Annotated in this window: 11 protein-coding genes; 7 read left to right on the top strand and 4 right to left on the bottom strand. The window is 33.6% G+C overall.

What is annotated here, in order from left to right; genetic code table 11:
* Nucleotides 1-3: 3 nt before the first annotated feature.
* From SHI72_RS14535 to SHI72_RS14520, 4 genes are all read right to left on the bottom strand, one after another.
* Complete coding sequence (locus SHI72_RS14535) at nucleotides 4-3,312, bottom strand: RHS repeat domain-containing protein (protein WP_323490420.1); 3,309 nt, start codon at nucleotides 3,310-3,312, stop codon at nucleotides 4-6.
* Between the two features lie 10 nt (nucleotides 3,313-3,322).
* Nucleotides 3,323-4,978, bottom strand: coding sequence for a T9SS type A sorting domain-containing protein (locus SHI72_RS14530; RefSeq protein WP_323490419.1), 1,656 nt, complete (start codon nucleotides 4,976-4,978; stop codon nucleotides 3,323-3,325).
* Nucleotides 4,979-5,364: 386 nt separating this feature from the next.
* Complete coding sequence (locus SHI72_RS14525) at nucleotides 5,365-6,186, bottom strand: alpha/beta hydrolase (RefSeq protein ID WP_323490418.1); 822 nt, start codon at nucleotides 6,184-6,186, stop codon at nucleotides 5,365-5,367.
* A gap of 71 nt (nucleotides 6,187-6,257) precedes the next feature.
* On the bottom strand, nucleotides 6,258-6,830 hold the full coding sequence (locus tag SHI72_RS14520) for a Crp/Fnr family transcriptional regulator (protein ID WP_323490416.1): 573 nt from the start codon (nucleotides 6,828-6,830) through the stop codon (nucleotides 6,258-6,260).
* 240 nt (nucleotides 6,831-7,070) lie between these two features.
* Between SHI72_RS14520 and SHI72_RS14515 the strand changes: the two genes are divergently transcribed.
* The 7 genes from SHI72_RS14515 (at nucleotide 7,071) to SHI72_RS14485 (ending at nucleotide 23,097) form a co-directional block, all read left to right on the top strand.
* Nucleotides 7,071-8,285, top strand: a complete 1,215-nt coding sequence (locus SHI72_RS14515) for a glycoside hydrolase family 88 protein (protein ID WP_323490415.1) — start codon at nucleotides 7,071-7,073, stop codon at nucleotides 8,283-8,285.
* Between the two features lie 15 nt (nucleotides 8,286-8,300).
* On the top strand, nucleotides 8,301-10,283 hold the full coding sequence (gene hepC, locus SHI72_RS14510; RefSeq protein ID WP_323490414.1) for a heparin-sulfate lyase HepC: 1,983 nt from the start codon (nucleotides 8,301-8,303) through the stop codon (nucleotides 10,281-10,283).
* 147 nt (nucleotides 10,284-10,430) lie between these two features.
* Nucleotides 10,431-13,214: a chondroitinase family polysaccharide lyase gene (locus tag SHI72_RS14505; protein ID WP_323490413.1), complete on the top strand. Its 2,784-nt coding sequence runs from the start codon at nucleotides 10,431-10,433 to the stop codon at nucleotides 13,212-13,214.
* A 122-nt stretch (nucleotides 13,215-13,336) separates the two neighbouring features.
* Nucleotides 13,337-15,319, top strand: a complete 1,983-nt coding sequence (gene hepC / locus SHI72_RS14500) for a heparin-sulfate lyase HepC (protein WP_323490412.1) — start codon at nucleotides 13,337-13,339, stop codon at nucleotides 15,317-15,319.
* A gap of 1,286 nt (nucleotides 15,320-16,605) precedes the next feature.
* A complete protein-coding gene (locus tag SHI72_RS14495) occupies nucleotides 16,606-19,755 on the top strand; it encodes a TonB-dependent receptor (protein WP_323490411.1) in 3,150 nt (1,049 codons plus the stop codon).
* Between the two features lie 16 nt (nucleotides 19,756-19,771).
* Nucleotides 19,772-21,658, top strand: coding sequence for a RagB/SusD family nutrient uptake outer membrane protein (locus SHI72_RS14490; protein WP_323490410.1), 1,887 nt, complete (start codon nucleotides 19,772-19,774; stop codon nucleotides 21,656-21,658).
* 11 nt (nucleotides 21,659-21,669) lie between these two features.
* On the top strand, nucleotides 21,670-23,097 hold the full coding sequence (locus SHI72_RS14485) for an alpha-L-fucosidase (RefSeq protein ID WP_323490409.1): 1,428 nt from the start codon (nucleotides 21,670-21,672) through the stop codon (nucleotides 23,095-23,097).
* Nucleotides 23,098-23,114 lie beyond the last annotated feature (17 nt).

Genomic DNA, 23,114 nt, shown 5'->3' with positions numbered 1-23,114 from the left:
ATACTAGTTTTTATAATGATATTGGTTTTCTGACAAAATGTTTCCCTGACTGTCTTTTACTACTTTCAAACGATTAAATTCGTCATATTCATAATAGGTAGTTAAGCCTTTAGGATCTGTTACAGTACTTACTCCTATTAATGGTTTATAAGTATAGGTTGTAATCATTGCATTGGGTAAGTTATTCCTAAATGTATTTTCGTTTGTTGCGTACGCCGCACTTGCCTGATCGTAAGTTGCATTTTCAACCTTAGCGATGGGTTTTGTTTTATTATATCCCCAAATAATAGCAACTGGTGTACTACCTTCTAAAGTATATTGGAGTATATTCCCTACATCATCATATTTATCATATGTAATTTTTCTTTCTAAAGAATTTGCTGTAGAAAGGGAATTAGGAAATTTGGCAGCATAGATAAACTTTGGCAACAATAAATTACCCGTTGAGGCATCCTTTGCATATTCTGTTTTTTGCTCGGATTGCTTTGTACCACCTCTAAAAGTTTCTGTTTTCAGTGGGGTATCAATTCTATTTGTTGTTATCATCTCAGAAACAAAAGGTTCTGCAACCAAATCCTGAGGATAGTAATACTTGGTTTCGAGATTCTCTTTTAATGAAGATTTGGTACTTTGCGAAGTCAGCTGAAGATGTACAGGATTGTTATATTCATAATTTGTAACAGTTGTTATAGGATTGCCCCCCTTAGGGTCATATTTTATAGAAATGGATGATTCCAGATAAAACCAGTAGGATTTTGTTGCATACTCTACTATACTCAAATAATCAACAAATGCAATAACTGAGAAAAGATCATTGAAATGTTTTCGAACATTATATCCCTTTACTTCATTACTATAAGAAGAATCTAACTTGTACTTATTTACATTTTCGGCTACAACTACAAACGGAACACCAACAATTTTTTTCTGAAGTAATTGTGATTTTCTCTCCAAACCGTTATCCCATCCGAAATTTGTGGGTGGTGCACTTTTGATATCAACCAGCCCTAAAATCTTACTATTTCCATTGATTTCATTATCAACAATTAGTGGTTGCGCTTTAGTGTCAAAATTATCAACCCAACTATCTCTGTGTATAACAAATTCTTTCATTTCTCCTCCATTCTCAAAAGCATCTCCTCCTTCACTAACTGTTACATATTTATAATAACAATTACTACTTCCTGTATCAAACAAAGAAATGATACTACTAGAACTAACCACAAGATTACTATTATCGACAAAATTAGTACCTATTGCAGGTCCACCTCCATCGTTTTTGCAGATATTTCTTACGAGTTCTATATCGACATAAAGAGGAGTCTTTCCTTTATCTCCCGAAGAATGATTCAAATCCGCTATACTAGCATAGTAATATCTTTTATAATTGGCTTTAGCCAATGGTTCAGCTAAATCTTTTGTGGATTTAATTCGTACACCTCCTGTTTCTATATTTGTAGATGTCGTTACTGAGGCGGTAGCATAATAGCTAATATCTGCTCTTGCTGAAGCCCCGTTTCCATTTTTAGAAAGAAGAAGCGTATATGTTTTACCTGCTTTTGCATCAAAATAAAAAATATTATCAACAATATCATTATCTCTACCAGTTAAAAAAATAAAACCACCTTCATGATAGTAAGGGGTGTTAAACTGAGACTTTTCATAAAATCTAGGGCAATCTTCTGAAGGATCTGTACAAATTATTCCCATTGAGGCACTATAATGTCCTGTATTTCCTGGGTCATTTTCATCTTTTCCTGGTGCGGGACCATTACCTGCATAAACAACACTACCTATAAGTTCAATTCTTTGATCAATAGGTGAAGTGATATTTATAGTTTTTGCTACATTGTTTGTTTCTTCTTTTGTTTTTCTTAAGAGTAGTGTAGTTTTTTTAGGATAAGTCGTTTTCTCTCCCCAATAGGTATTGCTCTCATAATCAAATTCCGTATATCCCTTGGTTGGATAAATAATTTTATTAAGTAATCCTATTTTAGCAAGATTTGCATCAGGTTCTTTATCGGCACCATTGTACTCTATATTATCTAAACCTATATCAAAATCTTTTATATTTTTAGGTACTAAATTGGTATTATCCTTACCATTATAATACCCCCAGTGATCCTGACTTGTTGAGAGTCTTCTAGGAAAACTAGTCTGGTTTATATACTCAAAAGCATATTTTTTACTTGGATCGTTGAAAGTGATATTTTGCAAAAAAACACGTTCGTTGGGAGTTTTTAAATAATTGAAGCTTATTTTTTCAATCACAAGCCCATCGGCATTATATTGCGTAATGGTTTCGATTTTGCTATTTCCATCCACTTCCTCATTAACCCCCGAAGCAGTATAAGCAAAAGTTACATAACCGTCACTATTATTATTGCTACTTATTTTGTTTACTCGTTTCCCAATAACTTTCATATTAAAAGAAACAATACCGCTAAGAGCTGCAGCGCTACTGTATGGAGTACCAGCATTACAAGTATTTTGCATCGGGGGATATGACATCTTAAGTGTTTGAGAATTGGAAGCAGTGTAATCCATATTTGCTCCATCATAAGTAAGATAAATCTCTGATCCGTTTGGGTGTACTATCTTACTTAAATACCACGCCGTTACACTGGCACTTATTACCGAATGTCCTTCTCCCTGACTCCTAAAAGTTGTTGTTTCCTTTTCGGTAAAATAATATTTAACCCCATTGGTGGTTGTCAATAAAAAATCGGTATTATTCGTGATTTTTTCTATTTTAATTTTTTGATTATTTACTAAAACAGGTACGCGATTTTTATCATATGTAAATTTCCCTGAGTTACCATTAAAATTAAAAGAATATACATCGCTTTCTGTGTCGGCATTGTCCTGTCCGGCTGCTTTGTAAAATTTTACTTTTTCAACATCGGATGCATTATAAAAATTATCCGGTGGATAAACCATTGTTTGCAAATCATCTGATTTATCTCTTACGGTCCGGGTAATAACTCCTCCAAAATTAAGATTCCAACCCAATCCCACATTCGAAGCAACTTCATCTACCTTAATTCCGTTAGAGCCATAAAAAAGCGACATCGGAGATTCTAAATCTTTAGTTTTAAAACTTATTAATGGAACTGAAATATTTGCCGCTCCTGTAAACATTCCAACAGGAACGTTACCATATTTACCTAATTCCCCAGCTACAGGTGATGGTGGTGTTATATTAGGCATGAATTTACTATCATCAGACTGTGCAACACTATGTAAGGTTGTAAAAATGAGCAACAAGAAAAATATATGTTTAATCCTGTTGGTGGTATGTATTGTATTCATTATGATTCTTTTAATTTTTTCCTCTTCTTATTACTTTCACACCATCACTCTGTACATTAGTTTTTATGTTTATTACATAAATACCTTCAGGATAACGGCTTAAATCTACTGGAACGGTTCGCTCAGTAATACTAAATTGTTGCAAGATGCGACCCGCCATGTCTACAACCGTAGCAGTACCGGTCTCATACTCATATCCTATAATAATATTGGTAAAGGTTACTACTGGATTAGGAATGGCTTCCACGCTTATTTTAACTTTTTCGAGTTTGGTTTTGTCTTTGAGTTTTACAACCCAAAAATCATTTCCTCCTATACTTCCGTTTTTATCCTTAGAAGCGCTGGAATTTGAGGTTCCTGCCATAAGATACCCACCATCTCTGGTTTCTACAAGCTTACGAAGGATATCCTCTCCTGCACTTCCTACTGTTTTCTTCCAAAGTTCTTCGCCTTTATCATCTATTTTTAGAGCGATATAATCATTGATCCCTTCTTTATCTTTGTCTATCAAACCAGTTACTTTGCCCACAATACCTTCTTTAGGAGATTTTTTTTCGCTTTGAGCATAACCTCCAATTAGGTAGGTATTGTCTTTATTTTCTACTAATGAGGTTAAGATATCTACTTTGCCAAAATCATAGGTTTTACTCCATATTACTTCTCCTTTTTCATCTAATCGTAATACCCAATAATCGGTACCATTACCAACCGTACCTCCCAAAGTAGTAAGGGGTTGAGTACTATTAGAATTCCCTCCTGCTATATAACCTCCATCTTTTGTTTGGTGAACTACATACAACTGATCATCGCCATTGCTTCCATATGTATTTTGCCATTCTATCCCACCTACATCGTTAATTTTTATAATCCAGTAATCTCCTATTCCTTTATTGGGTTGGTTTTTGTCTCCTGATAGTGTGGAATTAGAATATCCTCCTAAAATATATCCTCCGTCTTGGGTTTGCTCCATACTTCTTAATAAATCAGCATACTGACCTCCATAGGTTTTTTGCCACTCTACTACTCCAGCTTTATCCAATTTCACGATCCAATAATCCATGTTTCCACGGCTTTTTTCAGATTTAGCGTATATATCTGTTTTTGCATCCAGAGGTAAAGATTTTGAAGTTATTAATGCTGGGCTTGAACTTGAAGAACCTCCAAGCATATACCCACCATCTTTGGTCTGAAAGGCACATAAAAGTTCATTTTGTCCACTACCGCCAATCGTTCGCTGCCAAAGCTCTTCGCCTTTGGCATTTAGTTTTATAACCCAAAAATCGGAAATACCTTTACACGGATCTTTCTTTTGGAAATCATTTGGCGAGCTTGAAGTTCCTGCAAGGATAAAACCGCCATCACTTGTGTTTTTTATGCTTTGTAGTAAATCAAAACCGCTTCCTCCAATGCTTTTTTGCCAATCGAGGTCGCCTTTTTCATCCATTTTCCAAATCCAATAATCCAAATCGCCATGATTATTATCGGTTTTATTTCCTGTTTTGTCAGATAAAGAACTGCCTGCCAATATAAAACCATAATCGGCTGTGGGTTGTGCATCAAAAAGATAATCTGCATGTTTGCCTCCATACGATTTTTCCCAAAGTATGTCTTGAGATTGCATGAATAACGGGCAAACAAATAAGAGTAGTAAGTAGTTTTTTTTCATATTAAAACTGGATTAAGATAAATTCAGCTATATAATACATAATACTGTTAAATAGCTATAATTTGCGCAATGATAGTTCTGCTATTCTGAAGATACAATACCCACTTTTAGTGATTTTATTATAAAATCATCAAAAAAAAACCTTATATACTGATAATTAGTTAATTATAAAAAACATCAATACATATAATAAATAAAACATTAACATAATAAAATAATGTTAGGAAGAATAAGCGTACAGTTAAAAAGTCTATTCTTGCTTCAGTTACATTTATTTTAAGCAATAAACAGTTAAAAGTCAGCATACTTAAAATCATAAACTAAAAAAGCTGATACATTACGTATCAGCTTTTTTCTAATAAATCTTGCAACAATCTGCATAAGCTTTACTTTCCCTCACTACCAAAATAATTTTCAAACAAAGCCAACTGATTAGATAACGCTTTGCTCCAATAATTTGTATCGTGTGCGCCCAGAGATTCTATATAAAGATGTTCAATTTTTTCATTTGTTAGGAGTTTATGAAAATCTCTATTCATATCAATCATTTGGGCATCTTCTGTACCACAATCAAATATATAAAACTGATTTGAGGCTTGCATTTGTTTCGTTTTATCAAATGTTAAATATTGTTTTGGTAAGCTTTTAAATTCACCTAAAAATTTATCTACTTGATAATTATGGAAACTTTCTCCAAATCGATTAAAATCTAAAGCGCCACAAGAACTTCCTACTATCGAAAAAATATTTTGATACGCAATTCCGATGTTTGTTGCACCGTAACCACCCATACTCCATCCTAAGATTCCTCTAAATTTTCGGTTTTGGATTGTTGGATAATTGGCATCGATATAATCAACTAATTCTTTCCCAATAAAGGTTTGATATTGCGAAGATTTATCCACAGGACTATCTACATACCAACTATTAAAATTACCATTGGGTAGGACATAAATAGTCTTATTTTTTTGAGATTTCCTTACAAGATCAGGAATATCCTGCTTGTATGTTCTATCAGGATTACCGCTATAACCATGGAGTATATAAATGGTTTTATATGTTTCACCATCTACAAGATTTGGTGTAATAATTACGGTTTCAATTTCCTTATTCATCTTTTTGCTATATACATTCTTATGAATGATTTTCTGAGCAGAAATTGATACAGATAAGGCAAGTAATCCAACTGTGGTAAGTAATGTTTTCATTTTTTTATTTTTTATTTATAAGGCAAAAGTCAGATATATAAAAAGCAAAAAAGTTTACAAATGTTGATGGATTAAAAGTTTATTTCTTTACGAATTCGACTTAACTGAGTTGGTGTAATACCTAAATACGATGCAATATGATGTTGTTTTAACCGCAGGAACAAATGTTGGTTTTCATATAATTCGATATAGCGCTGTGTAGCCGATTCCCATTTTAAGTTAATTTCTAAAGGCTCTTTTCTTACCACCCAATTTCTCTCTAGATAATTGATGTGAAATAATGCTAGATCATGATGTTTTTTAATCAATTCGCGAAAAGCATTTGCAGGATAAACAATCAATTCTACATCTTCTAAGGCTATGATATTAAAATTACTGGGTTTCTCTTCAATAATTGCTGCTGTAGATGCTACAAAGTTATTCTCTTCAAAAAAAATTTTATAAATCGTATCCCCATTTTCATCAATAGTATAATAACCAAGTAAGCCTTTCTGGACAAAATAATAATACAATGCCAGATCTCCTGCCTGAAGTATTAATTCGTTTTTCTTAAAATGTTTTACTCTGCAAATCCCCAACAAAGCTTGCGAAGTTTCATCGGAGATAGGATAATATAAATTGATTTGTTTTAAGAAGTCTTCCATAATTGTTTTAAATGAGTTTTATTAAATCAATCCCCATTTATGAGCAACAAATTTACTCATTATTGATTGACTATTTTCTCTAATAAATGATTGAATTAACTTGAATGGACGCATAAAACATGATGTTTACACAAATTCGAAACATTTATGATAAAATTTGAAAGTTCGTTTTCTAACTCCCGTCTAACTTCGCTTAATTAAAGATTTAGAACAAAAGATTATAAATAAAAATATCAAACCATGAAAAAAACCTTTAGCCTATTTTTAGCAATCACTACCATTACCATAAGCTCCTTTGCCAAACCTAAACAAGATGATCCCTCTTTTGATTGGTTCAAAAAAACAACTGAGGTAATTCATTTTCAATTAAATAAAGCGGCTCAAACGTATAAACCAGGCAAGAACCCACGTTCTGTAAATCCTGATGGATCAGTAAGATTAGCTGGTTTAACCGATTGGACAACTGGATTTTTCCCAGGAAGTCTTTGGTACGGATATGAACTTACTGGTGACAAAGTAATGGCAGAAGAAGCTAAAAAGTTTACCCTAGCTTTAGATTCTATCAGAAATATAAAAAACACCCACGATGTTGGTTTCATGCTTTATTGTTCTTACGGAAATGCCTATAGAATTACTGGTGATAAAACCTATCTTCCTGCACTTGCCGATGGTGCTGCAAATCTTTATGCTCGTTTTAACCCAACAGTTGGAGCTATTCGTTCTTGGGATTTCGCTTGGTTGCATTACCCTGTAATTATCGATAATATGATGAATCTTGAGTATTTATATTGGAGTGCCATTGAGTTTAATAAACCAGATTATGCTAAGGCAGCAAGCACTCATGCATTGACAACAATGAAAAATCACTACAGAAAAGATTATAGCTCGTATCATTTAGTTGATTATGATCAAAAAACGGGCAAAGTATTACGCAAAGGGACTCATCAAGGTGTTACCGATGATTCGGCTTGGGCTCGTGGACAAGCGTGGGGACTTTATGGCTATGCTATGTGTTATGAAAACACCAAGAATCCTAAGTTTTTGCAACAAGCCGAAAATATTGCTTCTTTTATCATGAATCATCCGCGTATGCCTAAAGATAAAGTACCAGTTTGGGATTTTGATGTACATAATGCAATGGATACTGCAGAACTTGCACCAAGAGATGCTTCGGCAGCTGCAGTTATTGCATCAGCTTTACTAAATTTAAGCACTCAGGTAAAAGACGGAAAAAAATATGCCGATTATGCCGAAGACATTTTGAAATCATTATCATCAGATGCTTATTTGGCTAAACCGGGTGAAAACAGTTATTTTTTATTAAAGCATAGTGTGGGTGCATTTTTATATAATTCAGAAATTGATACACCACTTGATTATGCAGATTATTATTATTTGGAAGCTTTAAAGAGATATGCTACTATCAAAAAAATAGATTTTTCGAAAAAATCATAATTTAATAATTTAAAAATGAAGATTAAAAAAAATACATTCATTTTAGCATTTATCTTACTTCTTGTGCAAAATATTTTTGCGCAAGAAGCAAAAATTAATCAATCAAGTTTTGAGAATATTAATCTTGACAGCAAAGGACTTGAAAAAGTAAAAGCATTAGTCGTTTCTAAAAAATATGAAGATGCAGCCGCAGCGCTTTTAAAATATTATAGAACTCGTACTGGTGTTAAATCTCTGGATTTTAATCCTGCTGATAAAGAAAAATTAGCTGGCAAAAAGGTAAATGCTAATACATTAGAGCTTGCCAACAATATATTATTACACAAGTTTAAGCCCCATAAAGGATATCCTGCTTACGATTATGGCAAAGATATTAACTGGCAATATCGTCCGGTACAAGATCAGTTGGTAACGACTTTTTTGCATCGTACAGCTTTTTGGGAACCATTAGGGATTGTATATAATAGTACTGGTGATGAGAAATATGCCCAGGAATGGGTACTCGAAGTACGTGATTGGATTAAGAAAAACAAACAAGGAGCATATCCTGATGATAAAGATTATGCCTGGAAGGCATTTGTTGTTTCTTTTAGACTTAATCATTGGTCGGGTTATTTTAATATGTTTTTAGATTCGTCAAATTTTACGCCCGCTTTTTTAATGGAATTTTTAAACTCCTATAATGAACAGGCAAATTATGTAATGGCAAATTACACCGATATAGGTAATCATCGATTGTATGAAGCACTTCATTTAATGTATGCAGGAAGTTCATTTCCAGAATTAAAACAAGCTATAACTTGGCGTAAAAGCGGTATTGAAGTATTAAACGAAGAAATTAAAAAACAAGTATTACCAGACGGAGTTCAGTTTGAGCTATCCCCTTCTTACCATATCGGAAGTATTAAAATATTTTTGGATGCATTGCAAATTGCCCAATTAAACGGTGCTGAAAATGAGTTTCCGGAAAGTTACCGCAATCTGGTAGAAAAAATGATTCTTGCTGTGGGCAAATATTCATTTCCAGACTATACGTTTCCGTTATATGGTAATTCGTTTTTAACGAATAAAACTATGATGCTCAAAAATTATGAGAAATGGGCTAAAGCTTTCCCACAAAACGAACAGATTAAATATTATGCAACAGATGGTAAATCAGGAAAACAACCTGATTATCTTTCTAGTAGTTTGCCTAATGCAGGTTTTTATGCTTTTAGAAATGGCTGGGATTTGGCAGCAACAATAATGCAAATTAAAGTTGGGCCTCCTGCAGAGTTTCATTCACATCCAGACAATGGTAATTTTGTTCTTTGGATAAAAGGACTTGATTTTACTCCCGATTCAGGTAGTTTTATCTACGCCAATGTTGGTAATCAGGAAAATTCAAAAAGAGATTGGTATCGTTCTACCAAAGCGCATCAAACCCTAACTATTGATAATAAAAATATCATAAATGATGCTAAAGTAATAAAGTGGCAACCAGATGGTAATCTTCAGCAGCTTTCTTATATAAATCCTAGTTACAAAGATTTAGATCATCAAAGAAGCTTTCTTTTTATAGACAAAACTTTTTTTGTGATTATAGACAGAGCAATCGGGAGCGCTACAGGTAATTTAGGAATTCATTATAATCTAAAAGAAGATAGTAAAGCCACTTTAAATACCTCAAACAATAGCATTATTACTAATTATAACGACGGTAATAATCTCTTGATTCAAGTGTTAGATAAAGATAAAGTAAGCCTAAAAGAAGAATCTGGTTTTGTATCGTACCAATATCAAAAAGAAACTAGCCGTCCGGCTTTTGTTTTCGAAAAAAATAAAAGCGATACTACAACTCAAGGTTTTATTTCGATACTATATCCATACAGTGGTACTACTGCACCAGTTGTAAAAATTACTGAAAATGCAGCACATAATCTATCTAAAGGAATAATTGATATAATACTAACTATTGATAATAAAACTAGCATTATTAAAGAAAATTTAAACTTCTAAAAAAGTATAAAAACCTGATTTAAAATTAAACAATGAAATACCTTTATAAGTAAACTATTTTGATGTGTTTGATGAGTTAAAGTTGATAACGGATGAATGGCTAAGAATACAGAAAATAATAAATGAAACTATTTAATAAATAATCTTATGCGTAAAAAATTATTTTTATCCGGATGGCTAATTGCCATAGTATTCAACTTTTCGTACGCTCAAATGAGTGATATAAATAGTATTAAAACAAAATATAGAAATTGGCTTACGGGAGAAAATCTTGATTATTCGAAAACTCAAGTTAATGAAAGATACAGCCGATTCCTGAGCAACGGAATTGCAGCCAAAAATCTATCTGCATATAATTTTGCTAATCCGGGACCTGTTTGGAATTTTACTGTAAGTGCAGATCAAAATGCATATCAGATTCTTGTAGAACAAAAACTAATTAGACTTGTATTTTTATATCAGTTAAAAGGTTCAAGTACCACTCCTAATCCAGATTATCATAGTCCGGCACTTAGAGATATAATCCTGAGTCTTTTTAATTATATGAAAGCAAAAGGAATAAGTAGTACAACCAATTTTGATTACGTCTCAATTCCTGCTACCGAAGAGATTATTACCAGTGGTCATGGTGTATGCCTGCGTTCTTCGGGATATGCAACAGCAATTTTCTTGATGAAAGACGAACTAGTTGCAGCAGGAGAATTTACGCATCATATGGGAGCACTTAATGCGCTTACCGCTTTTATAGCGCCAGAATTTCAACCGTTTAATTTTACAAATCCAGGTTTTAATACAGATGTTATTCGTTCGTCAGTTCAACAACGACTTTGTTATGTTTTGGCTCAGGATGATTCAGACAATTCCAGACTTGCTAATATGGATTTCCTAAAGAGATTTATTAATAATGCCTTAAAAATCGGCAATGGATGGAACGATTGTATTAAACCCGATTTTATTACTTATCATCACAGAGGAGCGTATGCTAACACCTATGGTGTAGAGGCTTTACAGCAATCTTCTATCATGAATATGATGCTGAAAAATTCGGCGTATGAATTAAACACAGAAGCACAAAGCAATTTAAAAAGTGCTATTTTAAACTATAGCAAATTCAGTAAAGATTTCGAAATGCCTTTAGGACTTGCCGGAAGATTCCCTACTAATACTGATGCAATAAATGATTTAAGACAAGCTTTGGCATTTTTGTATGTAACAGATCCTGCTAGTAATCAAGATGCAGGAAGAGAGTTTGTACGACTTTGGGATATATCTGTAACTGCTAATACTGCTTTGTTAAGACAGAATGCCTTATCGATTACCATGATTTATACTCCTAGTGGTGTAATGGATATTTTGCAAACTTTAAACTCAGGACTTACTCCTCTTCCCGAAATAACCGAAGCACAGTTTAGTTTTCCGTATGCGGGATTAAGCGTTCATAAGTATAACGGATTTCAGGTAAGTGCAAAAGGAACAAGCAAGCATATTTGGCATTTTGAGAATTCGAGTACCGAAAATGTTTTTGGAAGATACACTTCTGCAGGAGCTTTGGAGTTACTTACAAAAGGAAGCCAAATGACCCGTGCTACAAATGGTTATATAGAAAATGGCTGGGATTGGTCGCACGTACCTGGAACAACAGTAGCATATCTTCCGTTAAGTACACTCGCAATTGGTACAATGAGAGAAATGAACGGAAAGTCTTTTCTGGCTCATGCATCTCTTGATAATAATGGAGTTTTTGGTATGGATTATAAAGATTTTAATTCCGCAACAGGAATGACAGCCTTAAAATCTAATTTCTTTTTTAAGGATATCATACTTTGTTTAGGCTCTAATATTCAGGACACAAACGGAACCTTTCCTATTCATACTACTTTGTTTCAAACTGCTCTGGCAGATACCAACACTCCTACTTACGTAAATGGAAATTCTGCTACAGGAACTAGTTTTACGATTACACAAACTGGTGGTGATTTTTGGGCAACCGATGCAATTGGAAATGGTTATGTAATTCCTGCAAATCCTGGCAATACCGAGGCTATTACAGTTACCAGATCAGCACAAATCTCTCGTAATAATGCCAATACGGTTAATACTACAGGTAATTTTGCTACAGCATACATAAATCATGGTATTGCTCCTACTGCTGGGAAATTTCAGTATGCAATTGTAATGCAAGGAGGTCAAACGGCGACACAACAACTGGCTAATAATTTTGCTTCTTATTTTAAAATTCATCAACAAAATAATCAGGCGCATATTGTTGAGTATGTACCAGACGCAATATTTAGTTACGTTATTTTTAACCCAACGACTGTATTTGCTTATGATGCAGTGATAAGTGTAAATAAACCAGCTGTAGTAATGACTCAAAAAACAGATGGAGGAAATAAATTAAAAGTAAGTCTTACGAATCCAAATCTGGGGTTATTATCAGCTACCGAAACTTATAAATGGAGCCAGATTAGTGGTCAAAACGCAATACTAAACAGAGAACCACAAACCGATGTTGTTACACTTACTATTGCAGGTAATTGGGTTTTGACATCGCCAACAAATAATGTAACAGCGGCTATTAATGGTACTAATACCGATATTAGTTTTAGTACTATTAACGGTTTAACTATACAAACAGAATTGATAAACTCATCTCTAGGAACTAAAAATCCTAAAGACGAAGATGCAAACGGATTAAAAGTAATTGTTGCTCCCAACCCAACGCAAACAGACTTTAAGATAAACGTAAAAGGAAATTCTACACAAGGAATTTATGTACTTGTATTTGATGCTTTAGGAAGAAAAATAAAGACTTTAAAATCCGATTATAATCAAACAATTGTACTAGGGAGTGATCTTAATTCAGGAATATATTTTGCCGAAATACATCAGGGTAACAATAAAAGAACAGTAAAACTGATAAAACAATAAATAAAAACATTAATCAATTTAATGAATAAATAAAGACATTAAGAAGCTATTTTTGACGTAAAATATCAATATAAATAGCTACTTAATTATTACAGAAATTAAATCTATTTAATTAAAAACCAATGATAAATTTAAAAAGAACAGCAGCATTATTTTTTATGCTAATGACATTTTGCTTAACCAATGCACAAGAAGCGCCTATTACCAAGGCAAGTTTTGACAACATTAATCTTGCCTATCCCGGTTTAGAAAAAGTAAACAAACTTTTTACTGAAGCAAAGTATGATGATGCAGCCAAAGAATTACTTACTTATTACCGCAATCGTAAAAACATCAAACATCCTGATTTTAATGTTGGTGATGAAGCCCGTTTTAGAGGAAAAGATATTGGCAAAGCCAATCAGGAAAAAGCAGACAATGCCTTATTACATAAATTTCAGCCGCATAAAGGATATGGATTTTTTGACTATGGCAAAGATATCGATTGGGATTATTGGCCTATAAAAGACAATGAAATTCGCTGGCAATTACACCGCGTAACTTGGTGGCAATCTATGGGAATGGCATATCGCGTAAGCGGAGATGAGAAATATGCCAAAGAATGGGTTTTCCAGTTTCGCGATTGGGAAAAGAAAAATTATTTAGGAAGATCTAAAGGAAATGATAGTATCGCTTGGCGTCCGTTAGAAGTTTCTGAGCGTATACAGAGTTTTCCTGGAACATTTAATTTATTTGTAGTTTCGCCAAACTTTACTCCAGCATTCTTATTAGAATTTTTAAATAGCTTTAATAAGCAAACAGCTTATATCCCTGAACATTATAGTAAAGAAGGAAATCATTTATTGTTTGAAGCACAGCGTGTATTAGGCGCAGGAGCATTTTTTCCTGAATTTAAACAAGCTGAAGAATGGCGTAAAAGCGGTATCGAAATCCTGAACCGCGAAATAAAACTACAAGTATTTGCCGATGGTGTACAATGGGAACTTTCACCAACGTACCATGTAGGTTGTATCGAAATTTTTACAAAAGCATATAATTCTGCAAAAATGGCGGGTGTAGAAAAGGAATTTCCAGAATCCTACATTAAAACAATCGAAAAGATGGTTTATGTTACAGCCAATATATCTTTTCCTGACTATAACTATCCTATGTTTGGTGATACTTGGGTTGTTGATAAAAAAGTAAGAATCAAACAATTTTCAAGTTGGTCAAAAATGTTCCCTCAAGATGGGCTTATCGAATATTATGCTACAGAAGGAGCATCAGGTAAATTACCTGATTATCTATCGAATGCATTCCCAAATGGAGGTTTTTATACGTTTAGAAACGGATGGGATAATAAAGCAACCATACTAGTTTTAAAAGCTGGACCACCTGCAGAATTTCATGCACAACCTGATAACGGAACTTTTGAACTTTGGGTAAAAGGACGCAATTTTACACCAGATAGTGGTTGTTATATTTACAGCGGAGATGCCGAAGTTACCAAAATGAGAAATTGGTTCCGCCAAACAAGAGTTCATAGTACGCTTACCTTAGATAATCAGAATATGGTTATTACCAAAGCGGAGCAAAAGAAATGGAAAACGAGTAAAAACCTGGATATACTAACGTATACAAACCCTAGTTATACAAGTTTAAACCACGAGCGTAGTGTACTTTTTATCAACGAAAAATATTTTATAATAATTGATAAAGCAATAGGTAAAGCAACAGGGAATTTAGGAGTACATTTTCAGTTAAAAGAAGATAGTAAACCTGTTTATGATAAAGCCAATAATAGAGTATATACTACATATGCAGATGGTAACAACCTATTAATTCAGTCATTAAATAGTGATAAAGTTATTCTTAACGAAGAAGAAGGAAAAGTATCCTATTCATACGCAAAGGAAACGGCAAGACCAGCTTTTGCTTTCGAGAAACCAAAGAATGATGACAAAACACAACAATTTATAAGTGTTGTATATCCTTACGATGGCAATAAAGCTCCTGAAATCAGTATTAAACCAAATACAGGTAATGATTTTGAAAAAGGAAACATAGACCTGAGTATTATCATTGATGGTAAAAAAAGTGATATAAAAGCTAGTTTGAATGACTAAATCATTCTAATTATAAACAAGTAGTTCAATTTGTTAAAGCGTCTAGAAAGTAATTTTTAGGCGCTTTTTTTATGTCTCAAACATATCTGTGAGCTAAAATGGTACGCGGATGACGCAGATTTACATAAGTAAAGACGCTGATCCCGAAGCGTCGGGACGGATTTTAAAACAATCTAAATCTCGTCAGAAACTTTGTATTGTGATGAGAGAAAATCAGTTTTTATCCGTGTTTTCGCTCTAGCGAATCCGCGTCATCCGCGTACTAATATGGACATTGTATATCAAGTTACTTGCGGAGATTGCTTCGCCAGTTTGCTATCGCTCGTGTCTTCCTTCGTAAGGATGACAATTTTGTGGTTATTTGGAGCTAAAAACGTAGGCGAAAAATAAAATAGTTATTTGAAAAAAATCCGCCCCGACGCTTCGGGATTGTGTTTTCGCCCTAGCGAATCAGTTTAATCCGCGTGCCTATATAGACAATCTGCGCTATAAAATTAATAGAAAAACTCGTAAAACTTTGCGGAATCTGCACCTAAAAAAGGCACTTTATGAGCAGGAAACAACTCATCAGAATTTCATTTTTCTAAAATTTTGAATTATTTATTGTTAAATAGATTTAAAAAAATCAATCCCATATAAAAAAGAGAAATGTAATATCAAATTCTCAATCAAAATTGCAATAAAAGTAGTACTTAATTGCTTCTATTGATCAAATTTGCTTAACATTTCATTAAATTTTATTTAACCATTCTCCCCTACTTTCTATCTCAAAATTGTCCAGTAATAGCGGTGTTTTCTTCAAAAATTGAAGCAAAAATAGTTTAAGTTTTTTCTTGTTTTTCCTTTGTTTAAAGGGCGTATTAATCAAATTCAATAGTATTTTGGACGTATTCAAAACATTGATGTACCCTTGATGTATATATTTGTTTTTGTTAAACCAAAATCAAATTTAAATAAGCCACAAAATGAATAAACCAACACACCTCCGTTTTTATTTACCAGACGCAAAACTCCCCAGCGTTTTTCTCCCAGTTAACAAATTGTTATAATTTATTAAACTGATAACAATTCAATAATTGATTAAAAAAAAATAACCACATTAACTAACACTAAAAACCCAACTTATGATAAAAACTAATTTAGAGTTTCTATAAAGCTCATGAAAAATTATTTGATGAATATCTTTTGAGAAATAACAAAATTTATAAATCAAAATCGAATATCAATTTAAATAATATCAATTAGGAAATAAGAGGGTAAAACTTATTCCAGTTTAAACAAAAAATATGAAAAGGACTATATTTTTATTTTTGTTGCTACTAGTTTGTAAAGTTACGTACGGACAGACTATAACCGTAAAGGGTGTTGTAACTGATAGCCAACAATTACCATTGCCAGGAGCAACAGTTTACGAAAAGGGAACTAAAAACAGTACGATTACATCTATGGATGGAGAATATCAAATTAAAGTAAAACCAGATGCAACATTGGTATTTAGTTTTATGGGAACCAAAACTGCAGAAATAAATGTAAAAAACAGAACAACTATAAATACAAAATTAGTAGATGATGCTAATAATCTAGACGAAGTAGTTGTTGTAGGTTACGGAACAAAATCAAGAAAAAATCTTACGGGAGCTATATCATCTTTAAAAGGTGAAGAAATTGCAAAAATGCCAGTGCAAAACGTTGCGCAAGCTTTGCAAGGTCGTATAGCAGGTATGCAAGTTACAATGGCCGATGGAACGCCAGGATCTGAACCTTCGTTAAGGATTAGAGGAGGAACATCTATTACACAAAGTAACGAACCATTGTATGTTGTAGATGGAGTGGCTCAAACTGGCGGGTTAGGCTTTATTGATCAAACAGATGTAGAATCTGTAGATGTTTTAAAAGACGCTTCCTCTACTTCTATTTATGGAGCTCAAGGTGCAAACGGAGTTGTTCTTATAACGACTAAAAAACCAAAAGGCGGAAAACTTACAATTGGTTATGATACTTATGGAGGAATAAAAACGATTGCCAGAAAACTTGACGTAATGAATCCGTATGATTATGTTCAATTAATGTATGAAGGAGCGACTGACGATGCAAAATTGCAGAAATTCACGAAAAATTTTGGAACATATGATGAATTAGCATCTCTTTATCAAAACAGACCGGGTATTAACTGGCAAGACGAAATTTTCGGAAAAGCTGTAGAAACTCAATATCATAAAATAAGTTTTAGTGGTGGCGGAAGCGAAACTAACTTCAATGCTTTTTATTCTGTAAATAATGATCAGGGTATCATGCTAGGAAGCGAATCGGTAAAAAATATTGCAAAATTGGCAGTAACTCATAATGTGAGTAAAAAATTAACTGTTAGCGCAATTGTTAACTATTCCAATCAAAAAATAACAGGATTAGATACAGGCGAAGGTGGAAATGCAAGATTAAGTATGTTGCAAACTTTGCTACAATACCGCCCTACAATAGGGAAAAATGGTGTAGATGAAGATCTTAAAACCCTTGTTGTAGATCCATTTGATAATCAGGATTCACCTATATTTCAGAGTCCATCAATTACAATAGATAGTCAGAAAAGAGAAGCGATTAAAAAGTCTCTTAATATGAATTTTCAACTTCAGTATAATTTAACTCCTAAGTTGGTATATCGCGGATTAGTTAGTTATACAGATAATAATAATAGCGACAAATATTTTAACGATGCCAGAGGTATTCAGGCTATCAGAAGCGGCGGACCTAATGGTGGAGTTACTTACACCACATCTAACCGTTTAAACTATAACAATGTCCTAACGTACAGTAATACCTTTGCTAAAAATCATAAGTTTGATGTTACAGCAGGTCAGGAATATATTTATAATTATTCTGAAGGAATTAATGCAAGTGCAAGTGCTTTTCCAGATGTAAACTTAGGATGGGATAAATTACAATTAGGTACAATTGCCGGAATCCCAACATCATATGCTGAGGATGATAAAATGTTGTCATTTTTTGCAAAAACAAGTTATGCATTCAAGAATAAATATTTATTTGCAGCAAGTATAAGAGCCGATGGATCTTCAAAATTTGGTGCAGATAACCGATGGGGTTATTTTCCTTCAGTATCTGCTGCATGGAGAATTATCGAAGAAGATTTTATGAGAAGCATACCTGAATTTTCAGATTTAAAACTTCGTGTAAGTTATGGTGAAGCTGGAAACAACCGAATTGCAAATTATGCAGCATTAGGTATTTTTAATTTAGGATCCTACCCTATTAATAATCAATCAAATATTACAGCGTATCAAAATAATATTCCTAACCCACAATTAAAATGGGAAGCTACAAAATCGACTAATATAGGTTTAGATTTAGGATTTTTTAAACAACGCATCTCACTTACAGCCGAGGTATATGAAAACCGTTCTAAAGATTTACTTTATAACACACGTGTACCAGCAAGCTCTGGTTTTAAAAAACAGTTTCAGAATATTGGAGCAACTTCTAATCGTGGTTTAGAATTTACATTGAATACTGTAAACATCAAAAAAGCCGATTTTAGTTGGAATACAAGTTTTAATATCGCCTTTAATGAGACTAAAGTACTTGCTTTAAGCGAAGGAGAAAACTCTTTAATAACAAATAGTTACACCAATGCAAATGACTATATACTTGAAGTAGGAAGACCAGTTGGAGTTATGTACGGTTATGTAAGAGATGGTTTGTATCAGGTAAGTGATTTTGATTATAACCCTACGCTTAATACCTATACTTTAAAATCGGGGGTGGTTAGCGATAATGTTGTGGTACAACCTGGATTTATAAAATTTAAAGATATTAGCGGGCCAAACGGTGTGCCAGATGGTGTAATTAATGATCTTGACAGAACTGCAATAGGAAATTCTAATCCTAAATATACAGGAGGTTTAAATAATACATTTAGCTACAAAGGATTAGATCTTAGTATATTTTTAGATTTCTCAGTAGGTAATGATATCTATAATGCAAATATGCTAAACAATTCAAGGCTTAATCAGGAAAACCTAAACACATTTGCGGTATATGCTGATAGATGGACAACTATTAATTCAAGCGGACAACGTGTTACTAATCCTGCCGAACTAGAAGCTCTAAATGCTGGGAAAAAGAATCCTGCTTTTAATGGTAATTCAACAGGACGTTTGTATAGTGATATTATAGAGGATGGTTCATTCTTGAGAATCAACAATATAAGTTTAGGATATACTTTTCCGAAAAAATGGTTGAGTAGTACGAAAATTTCAAACTTAAGAATTTATTTTACTGCTAATAATGTGTACGTATTTACCAAATATTCAGGGTATGATCCAGAAGTAAGTGTTATAAATAGCGCCATAACAAGAGGAGTCGATTTTAGTGCTTATCCAAGAAGCAAAACCTTCCTTACAGGTTTAAATATCTCACTATAATTTAAAGTTAAAAAAAATGAAAAAATATATATTTTCCTTTAGAACAATCGCAATAGCTGGGATAACTTGCCTACTATTACCGCTTAATTCTTGCGAAAAAGAACTAGAAGTAACACCATACTCCTACTTTACAACGGATGCTTTTTTTAGTAATATAAATGAAGCCTATATGGCAACATTAGGAGTTTATGAGCCAATGTCATCTGTAGATAGTTATGGTTGGAATATGTCTTTAACTTTTGATGCCGATACAGATATTGGTCAATTAAGCGGAATAGGTTCTGATGATTGGCGTACTGTAGCACATTACCAGGGAATTTCTCAAACAAACACATTCTACCTCGTATGGAGTAAATTATACGAAGGTATAGACAGAGCAAATGTGGTGATTGAGAGAATACCTAAAATGGATTCGTATTTAAATGGAAGTCAAGCTGAAAAAGATCAGCTAAACAGAATGATTGGTGAAGCAAAATTTTTGCGTGGTTTTTACTATTCAGAGTTAGTACGTTTATGGGGAGATGTTCCTTTTAAAACAAAAAGCTCACAACCAGGAGATAATCTTAGAGGAGGACTTGTAGATCGTTATGAAATATACACACAAATCATAAAAGATATGCAAGAAGCTGCGCTTGTCTTGCCAGTTCAAACACCAGTAGATGAACGCGTTAATAAATGGGCTGCAAAAGCCATGCTTGCCAGAGTAGCTCTTTTTGCAGGGGGATATTCCTTAAATGCAGATGGAACGATCAAACGCCCAGCTAATTACAAAGAATATTACCAATTAGCACAAAAGGAAATTAATGATATTATGGCGCAAAATCCATATAAATTAAACCCATCTTATTCTAAAGTATTTAAAAACCAATGTCTGCACGTTTTGGAACCTACCGAAAACATTTTTCAGGTTGCATTTTTTAATTCTGCCGGAGCAAAAGAGAACGGATCTTGGGTTGGATATTTTAATGGAGCATTAACATCAAACGGAGTTTATCCTACTAGTATAGGCAGATGCTTAGTACCAAAACCATTTTATAATAGCTTTACCGAAGGAGATCAAAGACGAGATTTCTCTATAGCAACCTATACAATTAATGCACAGGGAAATAAAGTAGCCCTTTTAACCGCAAAACAAGACGAAAGCTGGACAGCTGCAAAATGGAATAGAGAATATCAAACTAATTCTACGCAAGAGAGATCTTATACCCATATAAACTGGGTGGTGATGCGTTATTCAGACTTATTGTTAATGCGTGCCGAAGTAGAAAATGAATTAAATGAAGGACCAAATACTATTGCTTATGATGCCATTAATCAGGTAAGAAAAAGAGCTTTTGGTGGTGATATAGCAGGTAGCAGAATTGCTATTGATTTAAAAAACAAAGGAACAGGATATACATCGGCAGCCAATGTTTTAATAAAAATTACTGGTGGCGGTGGTACCGATGCTGCGGCTGCAGTAGTTACACTAGCGAGTGGTGGTATTAGTGCAATTGGTATGTTACGTTCAGGAGATGGATATACATCTGAGCCTACTGTAACGATTACCAGTGTAGACGGAAAAGGTTCTGGAGCAACTGCTGTAGCAAGAGTTTTACCAAAACTAACAACTACAGAAATGAATCTTACAACAGGATTAAGCAAAGCTAATTTTCTTAAAGCATTACAACAAGAGAGAGCTTGGGAACTTAGTAACGAAGGTATGCGTAGAGCCGATTTAATAAGATGGGGAATTTTGGCAGATAAAATAGCCGAGACAAGTGCAGCAGTAAAACTGATTCGTTCGGGTTATTTTTATCCATCTGTAACAAACTTTGTAAGCGGTAAGCATGAATTATATCCGTTTCCTCAAAATGAAACAGATGTAAATAAGTCAATTACGCGTCAGAATCCTAAATATTAATTTATAAACTTATGCGTAGAATAATAGTTTTATTAGTCATTTTTTTTCTTCCACTTTATGGGCAAGCACAAGTAGATGTTCACGAAGCTTCTGGCGAATACGAATATCCTACAGATCCATTAGTTCGTGAAAAATTAGACAAATGGCAGGATTTAAAATTTGGAGTTATTTTACACTGGGGACTTTACAGTATAACCGCCATGAATGAATCGTGGCCTTTAGTTAACGAACTTTGGAAAAGAAGAGATACTACAAAAACATACGAAGAATATAAAAAATGGTATTGGGATCAATCAAAAAGCTTTAATCCTGTTAAATTTAATCCCGAAAAATGGGCTGAAATTTCTAAAAATGCAGGAATGAAATATCTGGTATTTACTACCAAACATCATGAAGGCTATTCGATGTTCGATACTCAACAGAGCGATTTTAAAGTTACCAATGGGCCATTTGCAAACAACCCAAAAGCCGATGTAACCAAATATATTTTTGAAGCATATCGCAAACAAGGTATGATGATTGGCGCTTATTTTTCTAAACCCGATTGGCATTCAGAATATTTTTGGTGGCCACGTTTTGCAACAGTAAATCGTAATGCAAATTATAACACAAACGAATTTCCAAAACAATGGAAAAAATTTAAAGATTTCACTTACAATCAAATAGGGGAAGTTTTAGGCAACTATGGCAAAGTAGATATTTTATGGTTAGATGGTGGTTGGGTTAGAAATCCTCAGCCAGGAGAAATGGAAAAATCATATGTACAAAGTAGCAAATCCTACTATCCTCCCTATCCGCAAGATGTAGATATGCCTAGAATAGCTAAAATGGCAAGAGAAAAACAACCTGGGATTTTAGTAGTAGACAGAACCGTACATGGATCTTATGAAAACTATCGCACACCAGAATTAACTATCCCAAAAGTACAATTAAAAGATCCTTGGGAAACTTGTCTTACCATAGCTAAAGGTTGGGGATATACAAAAAAGGCTCCAATAAAATCAGGTACTTGGATAATCCAAACGTTGGCAGAAGTTGTAGCCAAAGGTGGTAACCTACTTTTAGGCTGGGGACCAACCGCTGAAGGTGAATTTCCAGAATATATTAATAAACCATTAGAAGAAATTGGTGCTTGGCTTAAAGTAAATGGTGAAGCCATTTATGGAACACGAATCACTGAAAACTATAACGATGGTTCGACTTGGTTTACACAATCAAAAGATGGGAAAAAGAAATATGCTATTTCTTGTATAAAAGAAGGAACAACCATTCCTGCAACATTAAAATGGAAAGGAAATATCCCAACAAATGGAAAAAAAATAAAACTAATTTCTACAGGTAAAAATGTGGTTTGGAAACAAGAAGGAGATTCTGTTGTGATAGAAATACCAAAAGAATTAGTAGGAAGTCAAACAGCTGCTTTAGCTTTTGCATTTTAAAAAAATCAATCTAATAA

The organism is Flavobacterium sp. PL02, from assembly GCF_035013205.1.
Classification (GTDB): Bacteria; Bacteroidota; Bacteroidia; order Flavobacteriales; family Flavobacteriaceae; genus Flavobacterium.
This window is presented reverse-complemented; position numbering and strand designations above follow the sequence as displayed.

Excerpts from the sequence above, each read along its gene's own strand:
- hepC (WP_323490414.1), top strand. The coding sequence starts at position 8,301 with ATGAAGATTAAAAAAAATACATTCATTTTAGCATTTATCTTACTTCTT.
- SHI72_RS14495 (WP_323490411.1), top strand. The coding sequence starts at position 16,606 with ATGAAAAGGACTATATTTTTATTTTTGTTGCTACTAGTTTGTAAAGTT.
- SHI72_RS14485 (WP_323490409.1), top strand. The coding sequence starts at position 21,670 with ATGCGTAGAATAATAGTTTTATTAGTCATTTTTTTTCTTCCACTTTAT.
- SHI72_RS14530 (WP_323490419.1), bottom strand. The coding sequence starts at position 4,978 with ATGAAAAAAAACTACTTACTACTCTTATTTGTTTGCCCGTTATTCATG.
- SHI72_RS14535 (WP_323490420.1), bottom strand. The coding sequence starts at position 3,312 with ATGAATACAATACATACCACCAACAGGATTAAACATATATTTTTCTTG.
- SHI72_RS14490 (WP_323490410.1), top strand. The coding sequence starts at position 19,772 with ATGAAAAAATATATATTTTCCTTTAGAACAATCGCAATAGCTGGGATA.
- SHI72_RS14515 (WP_323490415.1), top strand. The coding sequence starts at position 7,071 with ATGAAAAAAACCTTTAGCCTATTTTTAGCAATCACTACCATTACCATA.
- hepC (WP_323490412.1), top strand. The coding sequence starts at position 13,337 with ATGATAAATTTAAAAAGAACAGCAGCATTATTTTTTATGCTAATGACA.
- SHI72_RS14520 (WP_323490416.1), bottom strand. The coding sequence starts at position 6,830 with ATGGAAGACTTCTTAAAACAAATCAATTTATATTATCCTATCTCCGAT.
- SHI72_RS14505 (WP_323490413.1), top strand. The coding sequence starts at position 10,431 with ATGCGTAAAAAATTATTTTTATCCGGATGGCTAATTGCCATAGTATTC.
- SHI72_RS14525 (WP_323490418.1), bottom strand. The coding sequence starts at position 6,186 with ATGAAAACATTACTTACCACAGTTGGATTACTTGCCTTATCTGTATCA.